The sequence below is a fragment of the Micromonospora sp. WMMD975 genome (genome assembly GCF_029581215.1).
Lineage (GTDB): Bacteria > Actinomycetota > Actinomycetes > Mycobacteriales > Micromonosporaceae > Micromonospora.
The window spans coordinates 4,402,415-4,420,424 of the sequence record NZ_CP120739.1 but is presented as its reverse complement, the minus strand read 5'-3'; the positions used below and the strand labels follow the sequence as shown (position 1 = coordinate 4,420,424).

At 73.3% G+C, this 18,010-nt stretch carries 18 protein-coding genes; 8 read left to right on the top strand and 10 right to left on the bottom strand.

From position 1 onward, the window contains the following. Window position 1 precedes the first annotated feature (1 nt). From cobC to cobA, 3 genes are read left to right on the top strand one after another with little or no spacing between them, the layout of a single operon-like run. The gene (gene cobC, locus O7613_RS19275) at window positions 2-1,156 is read left to right on the top strand and encodes an Rv2231c family pyridoxal phosphate-dependent protein CobC (RefSeq protein ID WP_282289499.1); all 1,155 of its coding nucleotides are present in this window, start codon (window positions 2-4) and stop codon (window positions 1,154-1,156) included. Further along, window positions 1,156-2,238 (top strand): nicotinate-nucleotide--dimethylbenzimidazole phosphoribosyltransferase, encoded by a 1,083-nt coding sequence (cobT, locus tag O7613_RS19270; protein WP_281590120.1) that lies wholly within the window; start codon window positions 1,156-1,158, stop codon window positions 2,236-2,238. Before cobC ends, cobT begins: the two co-directional genes overlap by 1 nt. Beyond that, window positions 2,235-3,470 (top strand): uroporphyrinogen-III C-methyltransferase, encoded by a 1,236-nt coding sequence (gene cobA, locus O7613_RS19265; protein WP_282289498.1) that lies wholly within the window; start codon window positions 2,235-2,237, stop codon window positions 3,468-3,470. The genes cobT and cobA overlap by 4 nt, the downstream gene beginning before the upstream one ends. Window positions 3,471-3,522: 52 nt before the next feature. Here the strand turns inward: cobA and otsB are convergent, their stop codons facing one another. From otsB to O7613_RS19245, 4 genes are all read right to left on the bottom strand, one after another. Further along, the gene (gene otsB / locus O7613_RS19260) at window positions 3,523-6,123 is read right to left on the bottom strand and encodes a trehalose-phosphatase (RefSeq protein ID WP_281587034.1); all 2,601 of its coding nucleotides are present in this window, start codon (window positions 6,121-6,123) and stop codon (window positions 3,523-3,525) included. Then, window positions 6,120-7,520 (bottom strand): trehalose-6-phosphate synthase, encoded by a 1,401-nt coding sequence (locus O7613_RS19255; RefSeq protein ID WP_281587035.1) that lies wholly within the window; start codon window positions 7,518-7,520, stop codon window positions 6,120-6,122. Before O7613_RS19255 ends, otsB begins: the two co-directional genes overlap by 4 nt. Before the next feature lie 143 nt (window positions 7,521-7,663). Further along, window positions 7,664-8,050: a hypothetical protein gene (locus tag O7613_RS19250; protein WP_282289497.1), complete on the bottom strand. Its 387-nt coding sequence runs from the start codon at window positions 8,048-8,050 to the stop codon at window positions 7,664-7,666. Beyond that, window positions 8,043-8,327 carry a hypothetical protein gene (locus tag O7613_RS19245; protein ID WP_281587037.1) on the bottom strand — a complete coding sequence of 95 codons (285 nt, stop codon included), beginning with the start codon at window positions 8,325-8,327 and terminating at the stop codon, window positions 8,043-8,045. Before O7613_RS19245 ends, O7613_RS19250 begins: the two co-directional genes overlap by 8 nt. A gap of 213 nt (window positions 8,328-8,540) precedes the next feature. On the opposite strand from O7613_RS19245, the gene ettA reads away from it, so the two are divergent. From ettA to O7613_RS19225, 4 genes are all read left to right on the top strand, one after another. Continuing rightward, window positions 8,541-10,217: an energy-dependent translational throttle protein EttA gene (gene ettA / locus O7613_RS19240; protein ID WP_281587038.1), complete on the top strand. Its 1,677-nt coding sequence runs from the start codon at window positions 8,541-8,543 to the stop codon at window positions 10,215-10,217. Window positions 10,218-10,230: 13 nt separating this feature from the next. Continuing rightward, on the top strand, window positions 10,231-10,674 hold the full coding sequence (locus O7613_RS19235; protein WP_281587039.1) for a thioesterase family protein: 444 nt from the start codon (window positions 10,231-10,233) through the stop codon (window positions 10,672-10,674). Next, window positions 10,671-11,339: a hypothetical protein gene (locus O7613_RS19230; RefSeq protein ID WP_282289496.1), complete on the top strand. Its 669-nt coding sequence runs from the start codon at window positions 10,671-10,673 to the stop codon at window positions 11,337-11,339. The genes O7613_RS19235 and O7613_RS19230 overlap by 4 nt, the downstream gene beginning before the upstream one ends. A gap of 131 nt (window positions 11,340-11,470) precedes the next feature. Beyond that, on the top strand, window positions 11,471-12,055 hold the full coding sequence (locus O7613_RS19225; protein ID WP_281587041.1) for a YbjN domain-containing protein: 585 nt from the start codon (window positions 11,471-11,473) through the stop codon (window positions 12,053-12,055). A gap of 18 nt (window positions 12,056-12,073) precedes the next feature. Here the strand turns inward: O7613_RS19225 and O7613_RS19220 are convergent, their stop codons facing one another. From O7613_RS19220 to O7613_RS19210, 3 genes are all read right to left on the bottom strand, one after another. Next, a complete protein-coding gene (locus O7613_RS19220; protein ID WP_281590121.1) occupies window positions 12,074-12,460 on the bottom strand; it encodes a globin in 387 nt (128 codons plus the stop codon). Window positions 12,461-12,538: 78 nt separating this feature from the next. Beyond that, a complete protein-coding gene (locus O7613_RS19215) occupies window positions 12,539-13,906 on the bottom strand; it encodes an MFS transporter (protein WP_282289495.1) in 1,368 nt (455 codons plus the stop codon). Between the two features lie 236 nt (window positions 13,907-14,142). After that, complete coding sequence (locus O7613_RS19210) at window positions 14,143-15,204, bottom strand: mechanosensitive ion channel family protein (RefSeq protein ID WP_281590122.1); 1,062 nt, start codon at window positions 15,202-15,204, stop codon at window positions 14,143-14,145. A 254-nt stretch (window positions 15,205-15,458) separates the two neighbouring features. On the opposite strand from O7613_RS19210, the gene O7613_RS19205 reads away from it, so the two are divergent. Further along, window positions 15,459-15,998 carry an HNH endonuclease gene (locus O7613_RS19205; protein ID WP_281587043.1) on the top strand — a complete coding sequence of 180 codons (540 nt, stop codon included), beginning with the start codon at window positions 15,459-15,461 and terminating at the stop codon, window positions 15,996-15,998. A gap of 8 nt (window positions 15,999-16,006) precedes the next feature. Here O7613_RS19205 and O7613_RS19200 read toward each other — a convergent pair whose 3' ends face one another. The 3 genes from O7613_RS19200 to O7613_RS19190 form a co-directional block, all read right to left on the bottom strand. Further along, window positions 16,007-16,852, bottom strand: a complete 846-nt coding sequence (locus tag O7613_RS19200) for a class F sortase (protein ID WP_282289494.1) — start codon at window positions 16,850-16,852, stop codon at window positions 16,007-16,009. Window positions 16,853-16,864: 12 nt separating this feature from the next. Further along, on the bottom strand, window positions 16,865-17,377 hold the full coding sequence (locus O7613_RS19195; protein WP_281587045.1) for a hypothetical protein: 513 nt from the start codon (window positions 17,375-17,377) through the stop codon (window positions 16,865-16,867). 109 nt (window positions 17,378-17,486) lie between these two features. Continuing rightward, complete coding sequence (locus O7613_RS19190; protein ID WP_281587046.1) at window positions 17,487-17,933, bottom strand: Lrp/AsnC family transcriptional regulator; 447 nt, start codon at window positions 17,931-17,933, stop codon at window positions 17,487-17,489. Window positions 17,934-18,010: the final 77 nt, after the last annotated feature.

Sequence of the window (18,010 nt, the reverse complement as noted above, 5' to 3'; positions counted from 1 at the left end):
CATGCCCGCAACTCCGACCGGGACCGTCGCCGCGCCCGCGACACCCACCGACCCGGCCGAGCCCGCCGAGCTTGCCGAGCCCGGCGGGCCCGCTGCGCCCAACGCGCCCGCCGAGCCGGATCTGGGCCACCACGGGGACGCCGAGGCCACGCCCGGCCTGGTGGACCTGGCCGTCAACGTGCGCCGCGCGCCGATGCCCGACTGGCTGGCCGACCCGCTCACCGCCGCGCTCGGCGAACTGGCCGCGTACCCGGACCCGGCGCCCGCCCGCGCCGCCGTCGGTCATCGACACGGGCGACCCCCGGAGGAGGTACTCCTCACCGCCGGCGCGGCCGAGGGTTTCGTGCTGATCGCCCGCGCGCTGCGCGACGCCCGCCACCCGGTCGTGGTGCACCCGCAGTTCACCGAGCCGGAGGCCGCCCTGCGCGCCGCCGGCCACCGGGTGGACCGGGTGCTGCTCGACCCGGCCGACGGGTTCCGCCTCGACCCGGCCCGGATCCCCGCCGACGTCGACCTGGTGATGATCGGCAACCCCACCAACCCGACGTCGGTGCTGCATCCGGCGGACACGATCGCCGCGCTGGCCCGCCCCGGCCGGGTGCTCGTGGTGGACGAGGCGTTCGCCGACACCACGATCGCTCCCGGCGTCGACGGCGAGCCCGAGTCGCTCGCCGCCCGCCGCGACCTGCCCGGCCTCGTGGTGGTCCGCAGCCTCACCAAGACCTGGGGGCTGGCCGGGCTGCGGATCGGCTACCTGCTCGGCGACGCCGGGCTGCTGGCCCGGTTCGCCGCCGCCCAGCCGCTCTGGGCCGTCTCCACCCCGGCGCTCGCCGCCGCCACCGCATGCGCCGCGCCGGTCGCCGTCGCGGCCGAACGCGCGATCGCCGCCGCACTCGCCGCCGACCGCGACCACCTGGTCACCGGCGTGTCCGGCCTGCCCGGGGTACGCGTGGCGGGGCAGCCGGCAAGCGCCTTCGTCCTGATCCACACCCCCGGCGCCGCGGCGGTGCGGGACCGCCTGCGCGAGCAGGGCTGGGCGGTACGCCGGGGCGACACGTTCCCCGGCCTCGGGCCGGACTGGCTCCGGATCGCGGTGCGCGACCCGGCCACCACCGACGCGTTCATCGACACGCTGGCACGGATCCTGGAGGCATGATGCTGGAGTCCACCGTCGCGGCGATCCGGCCGCTGGACGAGACCGCCATGGCGGCGGCCCGCGAGCTCCAGGGCCGGCTGACCAAGCCCCCCGGCTCGCTCGGCGCCCTGGAACCGCTCTCGGAGCGCCTGGCCGGGCTGGCCGGGGCCTGCCCGCCGCCGCTGCCCGGGCCGGCTGCGGTGGCGATCTTCGCGGGCGACCACGGGGTGCACGCCCAGGGCGTCAGCCCGTGGCCGCAGGAGGTCACCGCCCAGATGATCGGCAACTTCCTGGCCGGCGGCGCGGTGGTCAACGCGTTCGCCCGGCAGGCCGGCGCCTCGGTCACCGTGGTGGACGTCGGCGTGGCCACCCCGCTCGCGCCCGCCGATCTCGTGGCGACGCCCGCCGATCCGGTCGGGCCGCGCCTGGTGGCGGCGAACGTGCGCGCCGGCACCCGGGACCTGACGGTCACCGCCGCGCTCACCCGGGACGAGACCCGGGCGGCGGTGGAGACCGGCATCCGGATCGCCGGCGAACTTGTCGACGCCGGCGCGGGCATCCTGCTCACCGGCGACATGGGCATCGGCAACACCACCCCGGCCGCCGCGCTCGTCGCCGCGTTCACCGGCGTGGACGCGGCGGCGGCGACCGGCCGGGGCACCGGAGTGGACGACGGGACGTACGCCCGCAAGGTCGACGTGGTGCGGGCCGCGCTGGAGCGGCACGCGCCCGACCCGGCCGACCCGCTCGGTGTCCTCGCGGCGGTCGGCGGGCTGGAGCACGCCGCGCTGGCCGGGCTGATCCTCGGCGCTGCCGCGCGCCGGGTGCCGGTGCTGCTCGACGGCGTGATCGCGGTGAGCGCCGCGCTCGCCGCCGCCGCGTTCGCGCCGGACGCCGTGGGCGCCATGGTGGCCGGGCACCGCAGCGCCGAGCCGGGCGCCACGGTGGCGCTGCGGCACCTCGGGCTCGACCCGCTGATCGACCTGGGGCTGCGGCTCGGCGAGGGGACCGGGGCGCTGCTCGCCCTGCCGGTGGTCACCGGCGCGGTCCGGGTGCTGCACGAGGTGGCCACGTTCGACGCGGCCGGGGTGGCCGAGAAGTGAGCGGGCCGAGCCCGTACCCCCTGGGGTTGCGGCTGGCCGGCCGGCGGGTGGTCGTGGTGGGCGGGGGAGCGGTGGCCACCCGGCGGGTGCCCGCGCTGCTGGACGCCGGCGCGGACGTGCTGCTGGTGTCGCCCGAGCTGACCCCGGCGCTGCGCGCGCACGCCGACGCCGGGCGGCTGCGCTGGGAGCCGCGCCGGTTCGCCGCCGCTGATCTGGACGGCGCCTGGCTGGTGCAGGTGGCGGTGGACGACCGGGCCGCCGCGGCGGCGGTAAGTGCCGCCGCCGCCGAGCGCCGGATCTTCTGCGTCCGGGCCGACGACCGGGTGGCGGCCAGCGCGTGGACGCCCGCGGTGACCCGGCACGGCCCGGTCACGGTGGCCGTCCTGGGCGGCGGCGACCCCCGCCGCGCGACGCGCGTCCGCGACGCCATCCGCACCCTCCTCAGCGCAAGGAAGGGGCCCCGGTTAACGGATTCGGTAGAGGAGGGGGCCCCGCTTAACACCTCCGGCGGGCGGGTGGCGCTCGTGGGTTCGGGGCCGGGTGACCCGGAGCTGATCACCGTGAAGGGCTGGCGGCTGCTCACCGAGGCCGACGTGGTGGTCGCCGACCGCCTCGTCCCCGGGCTGCTCCTGGACGAGTTGCGGCCGGACGTCGAGCTGGTCGACGCCTCGAAGATCCCGTACGGGCCGTCGCGCGCCCAGGAGGAGATCAACCGCATCCTGGTGGACCGCGCCCGGGCCGGCCGGGTCGTGGTCCGGCTCAAGGGCGGCGACCCGTACGTCTTCGGCCGGGGCGGCGAGGAACTGCTCGCCTGCGCCGAGGCGGGCGTGCCGGTGACCGTGGTGCCCGGGGTGACGAGCGCGATCGCGGTGCCCGGGGTGGCCGGGGTGCCGGTGACCCACCGGGCGGTGGCGCACGAGTTCACCGTGGTCTCCGGCCACGTCGCGCCGGACGCGCCGGCCTCGCTGGTCCACTGGGAGTCGCTGGCCGGGCTGCGCGGCACCCTGGTGATCCTGATGGGCCTGAAGAACCTGGCCGCGATCGCCGCCACGCTCATCGCGCACGGCAAGCCGCCGCACACCCCGGTCGCGGTGATCCAGGAGGGCACCACGGCGGCGCAGCGCACGCTCCGCTCCACGCTCGCCTCGGTCGCCGCCGACGTCGAGGCCGCCGCGTTCCGCCCACCGGCGATCGTGGTCGTCGGCGACGTGGTGGACGCGCTGACCCGGTGAAACGCGGCGCGGCCCGGAACCGTGGTGGTCCCGGGCCGCGTCACGTTCTCGGCTACTGCTTGAGCATGTTGTCCAACAGCAGCGCGCAGCGAACCAGCCCGAGGTGGCTGTAGGCCTGCGGGTGGTTGCCCAGCCCGCGCTCGGCCAGCGGGTCGTACTGCTCCGGTAGCAGGCCGGTCGGCCCGGCCGTGTCGACCATCTGGGCGAACAGCTCCTCGGCGTCGGTGCGGCGGCCGGTGCGCAGGTACGCCTCGATCAGCCACGCCGTGCAGATGTGGAAGCCGCCCTCCCGGCCGGGCAGGCCGTCGTCCCAGTGGTAGCGGTAGACCACCGGGCCGCTGCGCAGGTCCGCCTCGATCCTGAGCACGGTGGAGAGGAAGCGCGGGTCGTCGCCGGGGAGCAGGCCGGACAGGCCGATCCAGAGCGACGAGGCGTCCATCTCGTCGTGCCCGTACGCGACGCTGTACGCCTCCACGTCCTGGTGCCAGCCGTGCTCCAGCACGTTGGCCCCGATCCGGTCGCGCAGCTCGACCCACTCCGGCCGGTCCTCGCCGCCGTGCTGGCGCACCACTTGCAGCGCCCGGTCGACCGTCATCCAGAGCATGACCTTGGAGAACACGTGGTGCCGGGGTGGGAGGCGGGCCTCCCAGATGCCGTGGTCGGGCTCGTGCCAGCGGCGGCGTACCGCCTCGACCATGTTCTCCAGCACCCGCCACTCGTCGTCCCGGACCGAGCCGCGGGCGTCGGCCACGGCGGCGATCAGGTCGGCCACCGGGCCGAAGACGTCGAGCTGGAGCTGGTGGTTGGCGAGGTTGCCGACCCGGACCGGCCGGGAGCCGGCGTAGCCGGGCAGCGTGTCGATGACCGCCTCGGCGCCCAGCTCGAAACCGTCGACGGTGTAGAGCGGGTGCAGCCGCTCCGGGTGCCCGCCGGTGCGCTCCACCACGCCGTCGATCCAGCGCAGCAGCCCTTCGGCCTCCTCGGTGGAGCCGAGGTCGACGAGCGACCGGGCGGTCATCGCCGCGTCCCGCAGCCAGCAGTAGCGGTAGTCCCAGTTGCGGACCCCGCCCAGCTCCTCGGGGAGCGACGTGGTCGCCGCGGCGAGGATCGAGCCGGTCGGCTCGTGGCAGAGCCCGCGCAGGGTCAGCGCGCTGCGGGCGACCAGGTCCCGGGCGGTGGCGGGCAGCCGCAGCGAGGCCACCCAGTCCTTCCAGGGCTGCTCGGCGGCGGCCTGCCGTTCGTGGATCGGCACCCGGTGCGGTTCCAGGCTCTGCGTGCCGAAGCGCAGCTCCAGCACCACCTGCCCGCCGACGGCGGAGAGATCCACCACCGCCTTCGCGGTCTCGTACCCGGCGTCGTTGGTGACCTCCCACTCCAGGCCGGGGGAGTGCAGCGCGACCGGCTCGTTGGAGCCGAGCACCAGCAGCCCGTCGTCGAGCGGCTGGAGCTGCACCGCGACCTGGCCGAACTCGGGGCGCGGCGCGAACTCGACGCGGGCCCGACCGGTGCCGCTGAGCACCCGGACCAGGGTCGAGTCGCCGCTGACCACGGCGGGGTCGTCCGGCGTGGTCTGGCGGACGGGCAGGTCCAGCCAGTCCGTGACGGTCAGGCCGGACCAGCGCGTCTCCACGGTCATCGTGTTGCTGCGGTAGCGCTGGCCCAGCGGGATGCCGCCGCGCTCCGGGCCGACCGTGAAGTGCCCGGCCGGGCTGCCGCCGACCAGGTCGGCGAAGATGGCCGCCGAGTCCGGTTTCGGGTGACACAGCCAGGTGATCTTGGCTTCCGGGGTGACGAGCGCGACCGTGCGCCCGTTGGCGAGCATCGAGTGCCGTTCGATCGGCACTGCCCGCTCGCCGAAGAGCCAGTGCCGCCGGGTCTCCAGCAGCAGCCCCAGCGCGCGGGCCGCCTCGATCGGCTCGGCCACCCGGTAGTCGGCCTGGGTGTCCCCGGGGCCGATCTTGATGCCGACGTCCGGCCCCTGGAGGTTGCCGAACGCGTTCTCGTCGGTGACGTCGTCGCCGATGAACAGCACCGCGCCGGCCGCGAGCTGGGTGCGGAGCTGGTCGACCGCGGTGCCCTTGTGGGTCGCCACCACCGACAGCTCGATCACCTCCTTGCCCTGGGTGACGGTGACGTCGTCCCAGGTGGCGGGGCCGTTGCGGACCGCTTCCACGGCCGCGGCGGCGATCTGCGGGTCAACCCCCCGGGTGTGTACGGCCACGCTCGCCGGCTTGCGTTCCAGGCGGACCCCGGGGTGCGCGGCGGCGATGTCCCGCAGTTCCTGGCGGAGCCGGTGCCGGACCGCGATCAGCTCGGGGGTGAGGCGCTCGACGAAACCGATGTCGAACTCCGAGCCGTGGCTGCCGACGAGGTGCACCTCGCTCGGCAGCCGGGAGAGTGTGGCCAGGTCGCGCAGCGCGCGTCCGGAGACCACCGCCACGCTTGTCTGCGGCAGCGAGGCCAGGGCGCGTACGGCGGCCACCGACTCGGGCAGCGGCACGGCCTTGGTCGGGTCCTCGACGATCGGCGCCAGCGTGCCGTCGTAGTCACAGGCGACGAGGAGTTGGGGGATCCGGGCGATGCGGCCGATGGCGGCGCGCAGTTCCGGGTCGAGCACGCCACCGGGTGCGGTGGCGGCGGCGGGCGGGGTCACGCAGCCTCCGTATCGGGGACACCGAGCTCGCTGAGGAAGGACTTGGCCCAGTGGCCCACGTCGTGGCTGCGCAGATGGCGCTGCATGACGCGCATCCGACGACGGGCTTCGGGCTTCTCGATGTGCACGGCCCGGAGCAACGCGTCCTTCACCGCGTCCGGGTCGTGCGGATTACACAGGAACGCCTGGCGCAGCTCGGTGGCGGCGCCGGCGAACTCACTGAGCACGAGCGCGCCGCCCTGGTCGGCGCGCGATGCGACGTACTCCTTGGCCACCAGATTCATTCCGTCTCGCAGCGGGGTCACCATCATCACGTCGGCCGCGACGTACATCGCGGCCAGTTCGGAGCGACTGTACGACTGATGGAGGTAATGCACCGCCGGCACGCCGACCCGGCCGAATTCGCCATTGATCCGGCCAACCTCGCGTTCCACCTTCACCCGAAGTGCCTGGTAGTGCTCCACGCGCTCACGGCTGGGCGTGGCGACCTGCACCATAACCGCGTCCGGAACTGTCAACTTTCCGTCAGCAAGAAGTTCGCGGAAGGCCTTGAGTCGTAGCTCGATGCCCTTGGTGTAGTCGAGCCGGTCGACGCCCAGGATGATCGTCTTCGGGTTGCCCAGCTCCTCGCGGATCTGCTTGGCCCGGGCCTGGATCGCCGGATCCTCGGCCAGCCGCTCCATCTCCCGGGTCTCGATCGAGATGGGGAACGCGCCGGCCTTCACCTGCCGACCGTCGACCTGGATCATCTGCCCCTCGTAGCGCAGGCCGAGCAGGTGCCGGGCCAGCCGGACGAAGTTCTGCGCGGCCAGCCGCTGCTGGAAACCGACGAGGTCCGCGCCGAGCAGGCCGCGCAGGATCTCGGCCCGGAACGGCATCTGCATGAACAGCTCGATCGGCGGGAACGGGATGTGCAGGAAGAAGCCGATCCTCAGGTCGGGCCGGAGCTCGCGCAGCATCGACGGGACGAGCTGGAGCTGGTAATCCTGCACCCAGACCGTGGCGCCCTCGGCCGCCACGTCCGCCGCGGCCTCCGCGAACCGGGCGTTGACCAGCCGGTACGCCTCGCGCCAGCGCCGCTTGTAGGCGGGTGTCTCGACCGCGTCGTGGTAGAGCGGCCAGATCGTCGCGTTCGACTGGCCTTCGTAGTAGCGCTCCAACTCCTCGGCGCTCAACGGCACCGGGTGCAGCCGGATGCCCTCCAGGTCGAACGGCTCGGGTGCGGCGCCGGTGCCACCGGCCCAGCCGACCCAGGTGCCCTTGTGTTCGGCGAGCACCGGGTGCAGCGCGGTCACCAGGCCGCCCGGGCTGCGCCGCCACTGCCGACCCTCGGGGGTGCTCACCTCGTCGACCGGCAAGCGGTTGGCCACTACGACAAAGGAGCTACGGACGGTCACGATCGGCCACCTCCGGGTGCTGACGGGTCCACCGCGATGAGCGTACTGAGCGTAGCTGCGGCGTCTGATCCCCCGTGCCGGACTCCACTACCCGTCCCGAGCCCGCCGAATCCTGATGGTGATCTTGTCGACACCGGTGGTTCTCACAGGTCGATGATCGGCCACTCCTTCGGCAGCACCTCACCGATCAGCTCCCGCCGATCCGTCATGATCGGCGTGGTCGCCCGAGCGGCCTCCAGGGCAGTCTGGGCGAGGTCCATGCTGTCCAGGGTGCGCGACCAGCCGCCCAGGAACATGCACATGTCGTGCGCGACGGGCGCGACGACCACTTGGCCGAGGTCACCGAGGATGTCCAGGAGGCGCCAGCCGTCGGTGCTCACCCGGCGGTACGCCTCGGCCAGACAGAGTGCGGGAACGATCACCGACTGCCCCCGGTCCGCCACCTTGGCGAGCTGCCCACCGACCGCCTCGGCGCCTTCGGAGTAGGCCAGGAGGCACGCGGTGTCGAGCACCAGACCGGCTTTAGTCACGGATGGCCAGCCGTCCGCGGGACGACTCGCTCAGCAGGGTTGCCGCCCGGGCGCGTAGCTCCGGCGTGATCTTCGCCTGCGCCTCGTCGAGTGCGCGACCCGCCTCGGCGAGCCCGTCCTCGGTGAGCCGGAAGCCGACCTCTCGCAGCACTCGCCGGGTGCGCTCACCCGCCATCCGCTGTCGCACGCTCTCGGTGACGAACGCGGACACGTTGGGCTCGTCGGCCAACCGCGCGGCCACGTCGTCCGGGACGCTGATCGCGATCTTTTTGGTCATACCGAAGAGGTTAGTGAGTAGTATCGAGGGGCGCAATGCGCCACGCCGTACCTCTGCTGGGGTGGGGTGATGTGGGCGTGGCGGGCCGTACCTGTCAGGATTGACGACGGCGTGCGTGCGGCCGGCTCCCGGCCGGCGGCGGCGGGTGGAGGTCGAAGCCCGCGCCCGCAGCCCGCCAGCCCACGATCGCAACCGACGGAGGTAGCCCGCACCGTGGCCCAGTTCATCTACGTCCTGGACAAGGCGCGCAAGGCGCACGGCGACAAGGTCGTGCTCGACAACGTGACGCTCAACTTCCTGCCGGGCGCCAAGATCGGTGTGGTCGGTCCGAACGGCGCCGGCAAGTCCAGCCTCCTCAAGATCATGGCAGGGCTGGACCGGCCGAGCAACGGCGAGGCCCGGCTGATGCCCGGCTACTCCGTCGGCATGCTGGCGCAGGAACCGCCGCTGAACGACGCCAAGACCGTCCTCGGCAACGTCGAGGAGGCGGTCGCCGAGACCAAGGCGAAGCTGGAGCGGTTCAACAAGATCGCCGAGCAGATGGCGACCGACTACTCCGACGAGCTGATGGAGGAGATGGGCCGGCTCCAGGAGGAGTTGGACAACGCCGACGCCTGGGACATCGACTCCAAGCTCGAACTGGCCATGGACGCGCTGCGCTGCCCGCCGCCGGACGCCGACGTGACCCAGCTCTCCGGCGGCGAGCGCCGCCGGGTGGCGCTGTGCAAGCTGCTGCTGGAGGCGCCCGACCTGCTGCTGCTCGACGAGCCCACCAACCACCTGGACGCGGAGAGCGTGCAGTGGCTGGAGCAGCACCTGGCCAAGTACGCCGGCACCGTCCTGGCCATCACCCACGACCGGTACTTCCTCGACAACGTGGCCGGCTGGATCCTGGAGCTGGACCGCGGCCGGGCCATCGGGTACGAGGGCAACTACTCCACCTACCTGGAGAAGAAGGCCGCCCGGCTCTCCGTCGAGGGACGCCGCGACGCCAAGATGAAGAAGCGCCTCTCCGAGGAGCTGGAGTGGGTCCGGTCGAACGCCAAGGCGCGGCAGACCAAGTCCAAGGCCCGCCTGGACCGCTACGACGAGATGGCCGCCGAGGCGGAGAAGACCCGCAAGCTCGACTTCGAGGAGATCCAGATCCCGCCGGGCCCGCGTCTGGGCAGCACCGTCATCGAGGCGCACGGCCTGACCAAGGCGTTCGGCGACCGGGTGTTGATCAACGACCTGTCGTTCTCGCTGCCGCGCAACGGCATCGTCGGCATCATCGGCCCCAACGGCGTCGGCAAGACCACGCTGTTCAAGACCATCGTCGGGCTGGAGCAGGCGACCGGCGGCGAGGTCAAGGTCGGCCCCACCGTGTCGCTGTCCTACGTCGACCAGAACCGGGCGGGCCTGGCCGGCGACAAGAGCGTCTGGGAGGTCGTCTCCGACGGGCTGGACCACCTCATGGTGGGCAAGGTCGAGATGCCGTCCCGGGCGTACATCGCCGCGTTCGGCTTCAAGGGGCCGGACCAGCAGAAGCCGACCAAGGTGCTCTCCGGCGGCGAGCGGAACCGGCTCAACCTGGCGCTGACGCTCAAGATCGGCGGCAACGTCATCCTGCTCGACGAGCCGACGAACGACCTGGACGTGGAGACGCTCTCCAGCCTGGAGAACGCGCTGCTGGAGTTCCCCGGCTGCGCCGTGGTCATCTCCCACGACCGGATGTTCCTGGACCGGGTCGCCACCCACATCCTGGCCTGGGAGGGCACCGACGAGGACCCGTCGCGGTGGTTCTGGTTCGAGGGCAACTTCGAGGCGTACGAGAAGAACAAGATCGACCGGCTCGGCGCCGAGGCGGCGCGTCCGCACCGGGTGACCTACCGCAAGCTCACCCGTGACTGACCGGTGCTGACCCTTGTCTGACCGGTTTGTCTACCACTGCGCGCTGCGCTGGTCCGACCTGGACGCGTACGGCCACGTCAACAACGCCCGCATCCTCACGCTCTACGAGGAGGCCCGGGTGGCGATGATGTTCGCCGGCGGCCGGGCGTGGGGGGTGGGTTCGTTCGCCGACGGGGTGGTCATCCGCCGGCACGAGGTCGACTACCTGCGCCCGGTCGACTACGCGCTGGGCCGGGCCAGTGCGGACGCGGCGCCGACCGTGCGGATCGAGCTCTGGGTCGACGAGATCAGGGCCGGGTCCTTCGCGGTCGCCTACGAGATGTACGACGGGGACACGCTGGCCGGCACCGCCCGGTCGGTGCTCGTGCCGTTCGACCTGTCCGCGCAACGGCTGCGCCGGATCTCCCCGGAGGAGCGGGCCTTCCTGCTCCGCTACGCCCCCGGGCTGGCCGGATGACCGGGCCGGGGGCCGGGCACGGGTTGACCGGGGTGGCCGACGCGGGCGCCTTCCTCGCCCGGCTGGTCCGGTTCGACCCGGCCGCCCTGGTCCGGCTGCGGCCGGTGCCCGGCACCGGCCGCACCGCCCTCTGGGCGCGCCTGCCCTGGGGGGTGCTCGTGGTGCGCACCGTGCCCGGCGGCGCGCCGGGCGACGCCACGGTCGCCGCGGGGGAGTTGCTCGCCGAACTTTCCGCCGGCGGCGCGACGCTGCCGCGACGGCGCGACGACGGCTGGCGCTGGCCGCTGCCGCCGCCGGCCAGCCGACCCGTGGAGGTGCTTCCCGGCGCGGAGCTGCGCCGGATCTCGGACGCGGCGGCCGGGACGCTGCGCGAGGCGGCCACGCACGGGGTGGCCGGCCGGGCGGTCGGCCAGCGGGCGCTGCGGGACGCGCTGCTGGACCACGTCGCGGTGGTGGTGACCCCGGACGAGGAACCGGGTACGCCGGTGGAGGTGTCGCAGCGGTTGGTGCAGGGCGTGGTGCGGATGGGCTTCGTCGGGACCGGTGACGTTCAGGTGCGGGCGGTCGGCCGTTGGGTCGGGCTGGTCGGGCCGTACGGGGCAGCGTGGTCGCGTACCGTCGCGGATCTTGCACTCACGCCTACCCGAATTCATCCGAACGGATGACCCGACATCGTTCTTCCGGGCTGGGGCGGTCGTTGGGGGGGTGCCTCCTGCCGGCTGTCCGGGTACCGTCCATCCTCGGATCCAACGCACCGTAGGCGACTGGATCCGCTGGGGAGTGAGGTGCGCGAGCGATGCCGTGGTGGTCATGGCGCCCCGGTCCCGCCGGTGGCGGCGATCCGGATACTCGAAGCGGGACCACAGTGGACGAACCCGTCCGGGTCGGGCCACCGACCCCACGCCAGCCGGGTGACGACGCGGCGGCGCCCGAGCGGCAGGTCATCACCGACATGCCGGCCACCGTCGCTCCGGTCACCCTGTGCCGGGTCCGCGACGCGCTCGACCTGCTCGACGTGCGCTACCTGGCCGACGGCGACGGCAACCTGCTGGCCATGTGGGAGCGGCACGCCGTGCTCGTCGCGCTCGAGGGTCCGGAGGACGAGATCCTGGTGATGCGGGCCCGTCCGCACGCGACCGTGCCGCCGGACTGGGCCGACCGGGCCTACCGGGTGGTCAACGAGTGGAACCACACCCGACGGTTCTGCAAGGCGTACATCGGCGACCCGACCGAGCGTGGCCAACTGCCCATCTACGCCGAGCTCCAGGTGCCGCTCGGCGCGGGCACCCACGACGCGCTGCTGGTCGAGATGCTCGACTGCGGCGCCGCGGTGGCCACCACGTTCGTCGACTGGCTGCACGACGAGGGCGCCCTGCTCTGAGCCCGCGCCGGCCGCCGGTCAGCCGGCGGCCGGGTCGTCCTCCGCGTTCACCATGAAGTAGGCGGACCGCTCCAGGTAGTCCCAGAGCGTGGCGGCGAGCTGTGGCGGCAGGTCCAACGTGGCCACCGCGTGCCGCATGTGGCGCAGCCAGGCGTCCCGCTCGGCGGCGCCGATCCGGAACGGGGCGTGCCGCATCCGCAGCCGCGGGTGCCCGCGCTGATCCGAGTAGTCCCGCGGGCCGCCCCAGTATTGGATGAGGAAGAGGGTCAGCCGGTCCGCCGCCGGGCCCAGATCCTCCTCCGGATACATCGGCCGCAGCAGCGGGTCGTCGGCGACGCCGGCGTAGAACTCGTCGACCAGCTTGCGGAAGGCGGGCTCACCGCCGATCGCCTCGAAGAGCGTCATCGACTCGCCTGGGGAAGTCACACGTCCATCCTGCCAGGTGCGACCCGCCACCCGCGCCCGCCCGCCGGGCGGTGGCGGTCACGTCACCGCGTGCCGGCGTCGGGCGGGCTCCCGCCCCCGGTCGTCCGCGCCCGGCCCCCGGTGCGGTGGGTGCTGGCTCCCGACGACCGACTCCGCCCGCGCGCTCTGGACGGCCGCCTCGATCGCCGCCGGACGGGGCCAGGTGACCGCCGCGACGAGCATGAGGAGAACGCCTGCCGCGCTCCAGAACCCGACCACCGTCGGGATGGGGAACCGCTCGGCCAGCGCGCCGGTGGCCAGCACCGAAGCGCCCTGGATGATCTGGGTGCCGCTGGCCATCACCCCGAACGCCCGGGCCCGGTAGCCGTCCGGCAGCGCCTGCATGAACAGGCCGTTCGACAACGGGAGGATCCCGCCGACCGCGAAGCCGCACGCGCCGGCCAACAGGGCCACCACGGCCGGCGGTGGATCGAGGAGCGCGGGCACGAGCACCGCGGGCGCGGCGACCGCCAGCGCCGGCATCAGGGCCAGCCGGCGGGCCGGGCCGACCAGCCGCCCGATCACCAGCCCGCCGAGGACGTATCCCACCGGGTTCGCGGCCATGATGACCGCCTGTGCGGTGCCGGCGTTCATGCCGCCGCCGGTCCGCTCGGCGGCCCAGCCGGCGGCGAGCCCCTCGGGGACGATCGAGAAGACCATGGCGCTGAACACCAGCACCGCGATCGCGCGCAGCACCGGCCGCGCGAAGACGATCCGGAAACCCTCGGCGGTCTCCCGCAGGAGGTGGCCGCGGTGCGCCCCGGCGGTCGCCGGAGCGCGGTCCCGCAGGCCGAACCGGACCAGCGCGGCCGACAACGCGAACGTGCCGGCGTTGATCAGCAGGGCGGTGCTCGGGTTCAGCACCGCGATGGTCGCGCCGGCCAGGTAGCCGACGACCTGGGCGGCCTGCACCGCGCTTGTGGAGGCGGTGAGGCCCACCACCAGCCGGTCGCCGGTGAGGATGTGTGGCAGCAGCGCCGAGCGTGCCGCCTGGCTCGGCGGGTTGGCCAGCGTCGCCACGAAGATCAGGCCGATGATCGCCCAGGCCGGCATGAAGGGCATGGCGACGAGCACCATCAGCGCCATCCGGATCAGGTCACAGAGCACCATCACCCGGCGGTAGCGGTGCCGCCCGGCGAGCGCCGACAGCAGTGGGCCGCCGATCAACCAGGGCAGGTAACTGGCCGCGAACGCGGCGGCGGAGAGCGCGACCGACCGCGTCTCGTGCAGCACGAGCACGGTGACCGCGGCCTTGGCGAGATAGTCGCCGACCCAGGACAGGACGTTGGCGGCGAAGAGCGCGCGGAACTCCGACTGGCCGAACACGTCGCGGAAGGTGGCCGGGCTCTCCTGAGCGGGCCGCTCGTCGGACACCGTCGCCTCCATCGTTCCGGGTCGACCACTTGTGATGGCCCGACCGGGAACCGTCGTCGGATCGGTCGATCAGCGAGGACACGAAGCGCACTCCCCGGTGGAGCGCGTGCATCGGATTCTGCCCGATCGTCTGACGGGTGCCTAGGGCGAACGGATCGATCGTCGCATCTCCGACTGAACCGAACGGACGATACCCGAGGGGCCGTGCGGCACGCGACCCCCGGCGAACGTCCGTACCAATCCCGACGTCAGGTGGCCGCGTCGGTGCCCGTTCCCCCCGCTTTGGGCTGCGGCGGCAGCCCGGGATAGAGCCGGGTCGCCGCGATCTGGGCGGTGATCCCCGAGTTCTCCAACGCCTCCGCCAGCCGGCGGCGCAGCTCGCGAGCGACCGTGAACTGCCCGTCCGCGGTGGTCTTGACCACGGTACGGATCACCGACCCGTCGACCGTCACCTGCTCGATGCCGAGCACCTCCGGCTGTTCCACGATCTTCGGCGACAGCTCCGGGTCCAGCGCCACCGACGCCGCCGCGGTCCGCATCACCGCGGTCGCCTGCTCGGTGCCGGCGAAGCCGATCGGCAGGTCCACCACGACAAGCGCCCAGCCCTGGCTCTTGTTGCCGACCCGGACGATCTCGCCGTTGCGGATGTACCAGAGCACCCCCCGAGCGTCGCGCACCGTGGTCACCCGCAGGCCCACGCCCTCCACCACGCCTGTCGCCTCGCCGAGGTCGACGGTGTCGCCCACGCCGTACTGGTCCTCGATCAGCATGAACAGGCCGGCGATCAGATCCTTGACCAGGCTCTGCGCGCCGAAGCCGAGCGCCACCCCGGCGATGCCGGCGCTGGCCAGCAGCGGGGCCAGGTCGAAGCTGAACTCCTTGAGCACCATCAGCAACGCGATGCCGAAGACGAACGCGGTGACCATGCTGCGCAGCACCGACCCGATCGCCTCCGCGCGCTGCCGCCGCCGCTCCGGCACGAACTGCTCCGGCGCGAGCGTGGCGCTGGGGATCCGCTCCCGCAGCGGGCGGAGCATCGTCGGCACCGCGCCCTGGGTGGTGGTGCGCACCAGCCGGTTGATGGTCCGGTGCAGCGCCCAGCGGGCGGCCACGGCGAGCAGCAGGATCAGCGCCACCCGCAGCGGCTTCAGCAGGACCCAGTAGCTGCTCTCGGCGAACCAGGCGGAGCCGGTGAGTCGGTACAGGAACTCGCAGGAGCTGCTGCCCTGGCAGTCGGGGCGCCGGTCGGAGATCGCGGAGAGCACGGCGGCGATCAGGTCGGAGACGTTCACCGTGCTTTCGTACCGCATCGGCGGTGGGCGTCCACCGCGGACCCGCCGGTCCGGTCCGCCGCCCGGGCGGAGCTAACCGGTCATCTTGGCACGCCCGGGTCAGCCCCGAAGTGGGTACCCCGGATTAGTACGTGCAATCCGGGGCGCGATCAGGGACTATTGGCCCAACGGACGTCGGTGGTCCCGCCGGCGTCGGGGCCGTTCCGCGCGGTGTGCGGGGCGGTCCCGCCCGTGGTGGTGGCGGGAGCGGCTGGACCGGGAGGGTGAGCGCGATGCCTGACATACGACCCACGGCGGGCTCCGGTGCACTCGTTCTGAACGCCACCTACGAGCCCCTGTGCGTCGTGTCGGTGCGTCGTGCCGCGATCCTCGTCCTCTCCGCCAAGGCGGTCTGCGTGGCCGACGGCGAGGGCATCCTGCACAGCGCGCGCAACACGCTCCCCATCCCCTCCGTGGTGCGCCTGACCCGCTACGTCCGGGTGCCCTACCGCACCCACGTGGGGCTCTCCCGCCGAGCGATCTTCGCCCGGGACGGTTGGCGGTGCGCCTACTGCCGGGGGCCGGCGGAGACGATCGACCACGTCTTCCCGCGCAGCCGCGGTGGCCGGCACGCCTGGGAGAACGTCGTCGCCGCCTGCGCCCGCTGCAACCACACCAAGGGCGACCGGACCCCGGCCGAGCTGGGCTGGCGGCTGCACCACCTGCCGGCCGCGCCGAAGGGCAACGCCTGGCGGGTGCTCGGCCACCGCGCCCCCGACCCGCGCTGGGCGGACTGGCTAGACCTGCGCGAGCCCGAACACGAAGCGGCCTGAACCCCGGCTCAGCGGGCCTGGACCAGCGCGGCGTAGACGACCAGGTTGTCGGCGTACCCGGTCTCGCCGCCCACCCAGCGTCCACCGCAGGTGATCAGCCGCAGGTTGGGGCGGCTGAAGTCCCCGTAGACCTCCCGCACCGGCAGCTTCTCCTTGCCGTACCGCTCGATCGAGGTCACCTCGAACACCGCCACCGAACGGTCCTGGCGGGTCACCTCGATCCGGTCGCCGTCGTCGAGTTTCCGCAGCCCGTGGAAGACGGCCGGGCCGGTGGTGGTGTCGACGTGCCCGACGAGCACCGCCGGGCCGTACTGGCCGGGGGTGGGCCCCTGGTCGTACCAGCCGACCTCGCCGGCACGGTCCACGTCCGGCACCGCGATGCTCCCGTCGGGCGCGATGCCGACCCGGTGCACCGGCGCCTTCAGGTCGAGCTTGCCGATGGTCAGGTCGGTCGGCGGGCTGGCGGGCAGCACCGGGAACTTCTTCGGCGGCGGGCGCAGGCCGGCGACGATCCGGTCGGGCAGCATGCTGACGCCGGTCACCCGTTCCACCCCCAGCATGGCCATGATCAGCGCCATCAACCCGGCCACCACGAGCACCGGGACGCCGGGGCCGCGCCCCCGGGCGTACCGGCGGGTGGTGGTCGTGGTGGCGCGGGCCGTGACCGGGCGGGCCGTCGGGTCGGCGGTGGTGACGCTTGCCGAGAAGGCGTGCCCGGCGGTGTGGCCGAACCGGCGCGCGGCGGCCGAGGCCAGCCGCAGCGCGGTCCGGAGCCGGCTCCGGTCCGGCGGCGGTCGGCCGGGGTGCTTCCGGCCGCGACCGCCGGCCCCGCCGTGGCGCGGTGAGCGGGCCATGGCCGCACCCCGTCAGACGCGGCTACCGGTCTTGCGGCGGGCGCTGACCCCGGCCACCACCGCCACGGCCACCAGGCCGCCGACCAGCAGCAGCGAGCCGGCGCCCCGGCCACCTCCCGCAGTGCCTCCGCCGCCGGTCGCCGGCCCCTTGCTCGGCTGCGACATGTTCAGCACGGTGAGCATGGTCGAGGCGGTGGCGCCGTTGGCGCAGTCCAGGTTCACCGGGTAGTCGCCGGGCGCCTTGTTGCCGGGCACGGTAACCGAGCCGGTGAGGAAGCCGTTGTTCGAGCGCAGCGTCACCCGGCCGAACGCGTCCGAGGTGACCTGCGCCTGACGGTCGTTGTTGTTGTCGCAGCCGGCCCGGAGGCTCACCCGGGAACCGGCCTGGACGCTGTTCGGCGTCACCTCGATGAACACGTTCTCCCCGGCCCGGGCCGGCGCGGCCGTGGTCAGGACGAACGCCGCGATCAGGCCGAACAGGCCGAGTACGGACGACAGCGCGCGATGTGACAGGAGCCCTCGCATGGTTCCCCCCTCCCGGTGCGACGGCGCACCGGACCCACTGACGGGCAGCGAGGGCTGCCTTCCCGGTCAGCGGGGCTGTTAACAGGGGCCCCCTCCGCTACCGGAGGCGTTAAGCGGGGGCCCCGCCTTTCACCACGGGGTGCCAGGTGAGCGGCGTCGAGAGGACCATGGTGCTTGACGGCTGGCCGTAGGGGGCCAGACGGTCGATCACCGCCTCGAACTCGCCCATCGAGGTGGCCGCGACCTTGAGCATGCTGCACGCGTCGCCGGTGATCCGGTTGATCTCCATGATCTCCGGCCACTGCGCCACCCGCGGGTCGTTGAGGATGCAGCGGGAGCCGTAGCAGGACATCCGGATCAACGCGAGCACGGTCCGCCCGGCCCGGGCCAGGTCCACGTGCGCGTGGTAGCCGGTGATCACCCCGGACTCCTCCAGCCGCCGGACCCGTTCCGCGACCGCCGGCGGGGACAGGTGCACCCGGCGGGACAGCTCGCTGTAGGAGAGCCGGGCGTCGGCCTGGAGTTCGCGCAGCAACGCCCAGTCCATGTCGTCCACGCGGCGACCTTTCTTCCGTGAAGTCAGTCTCCTGAGATGCTTTCAGCTCATGAAGTCAGACCACCCTACCCCCGTTG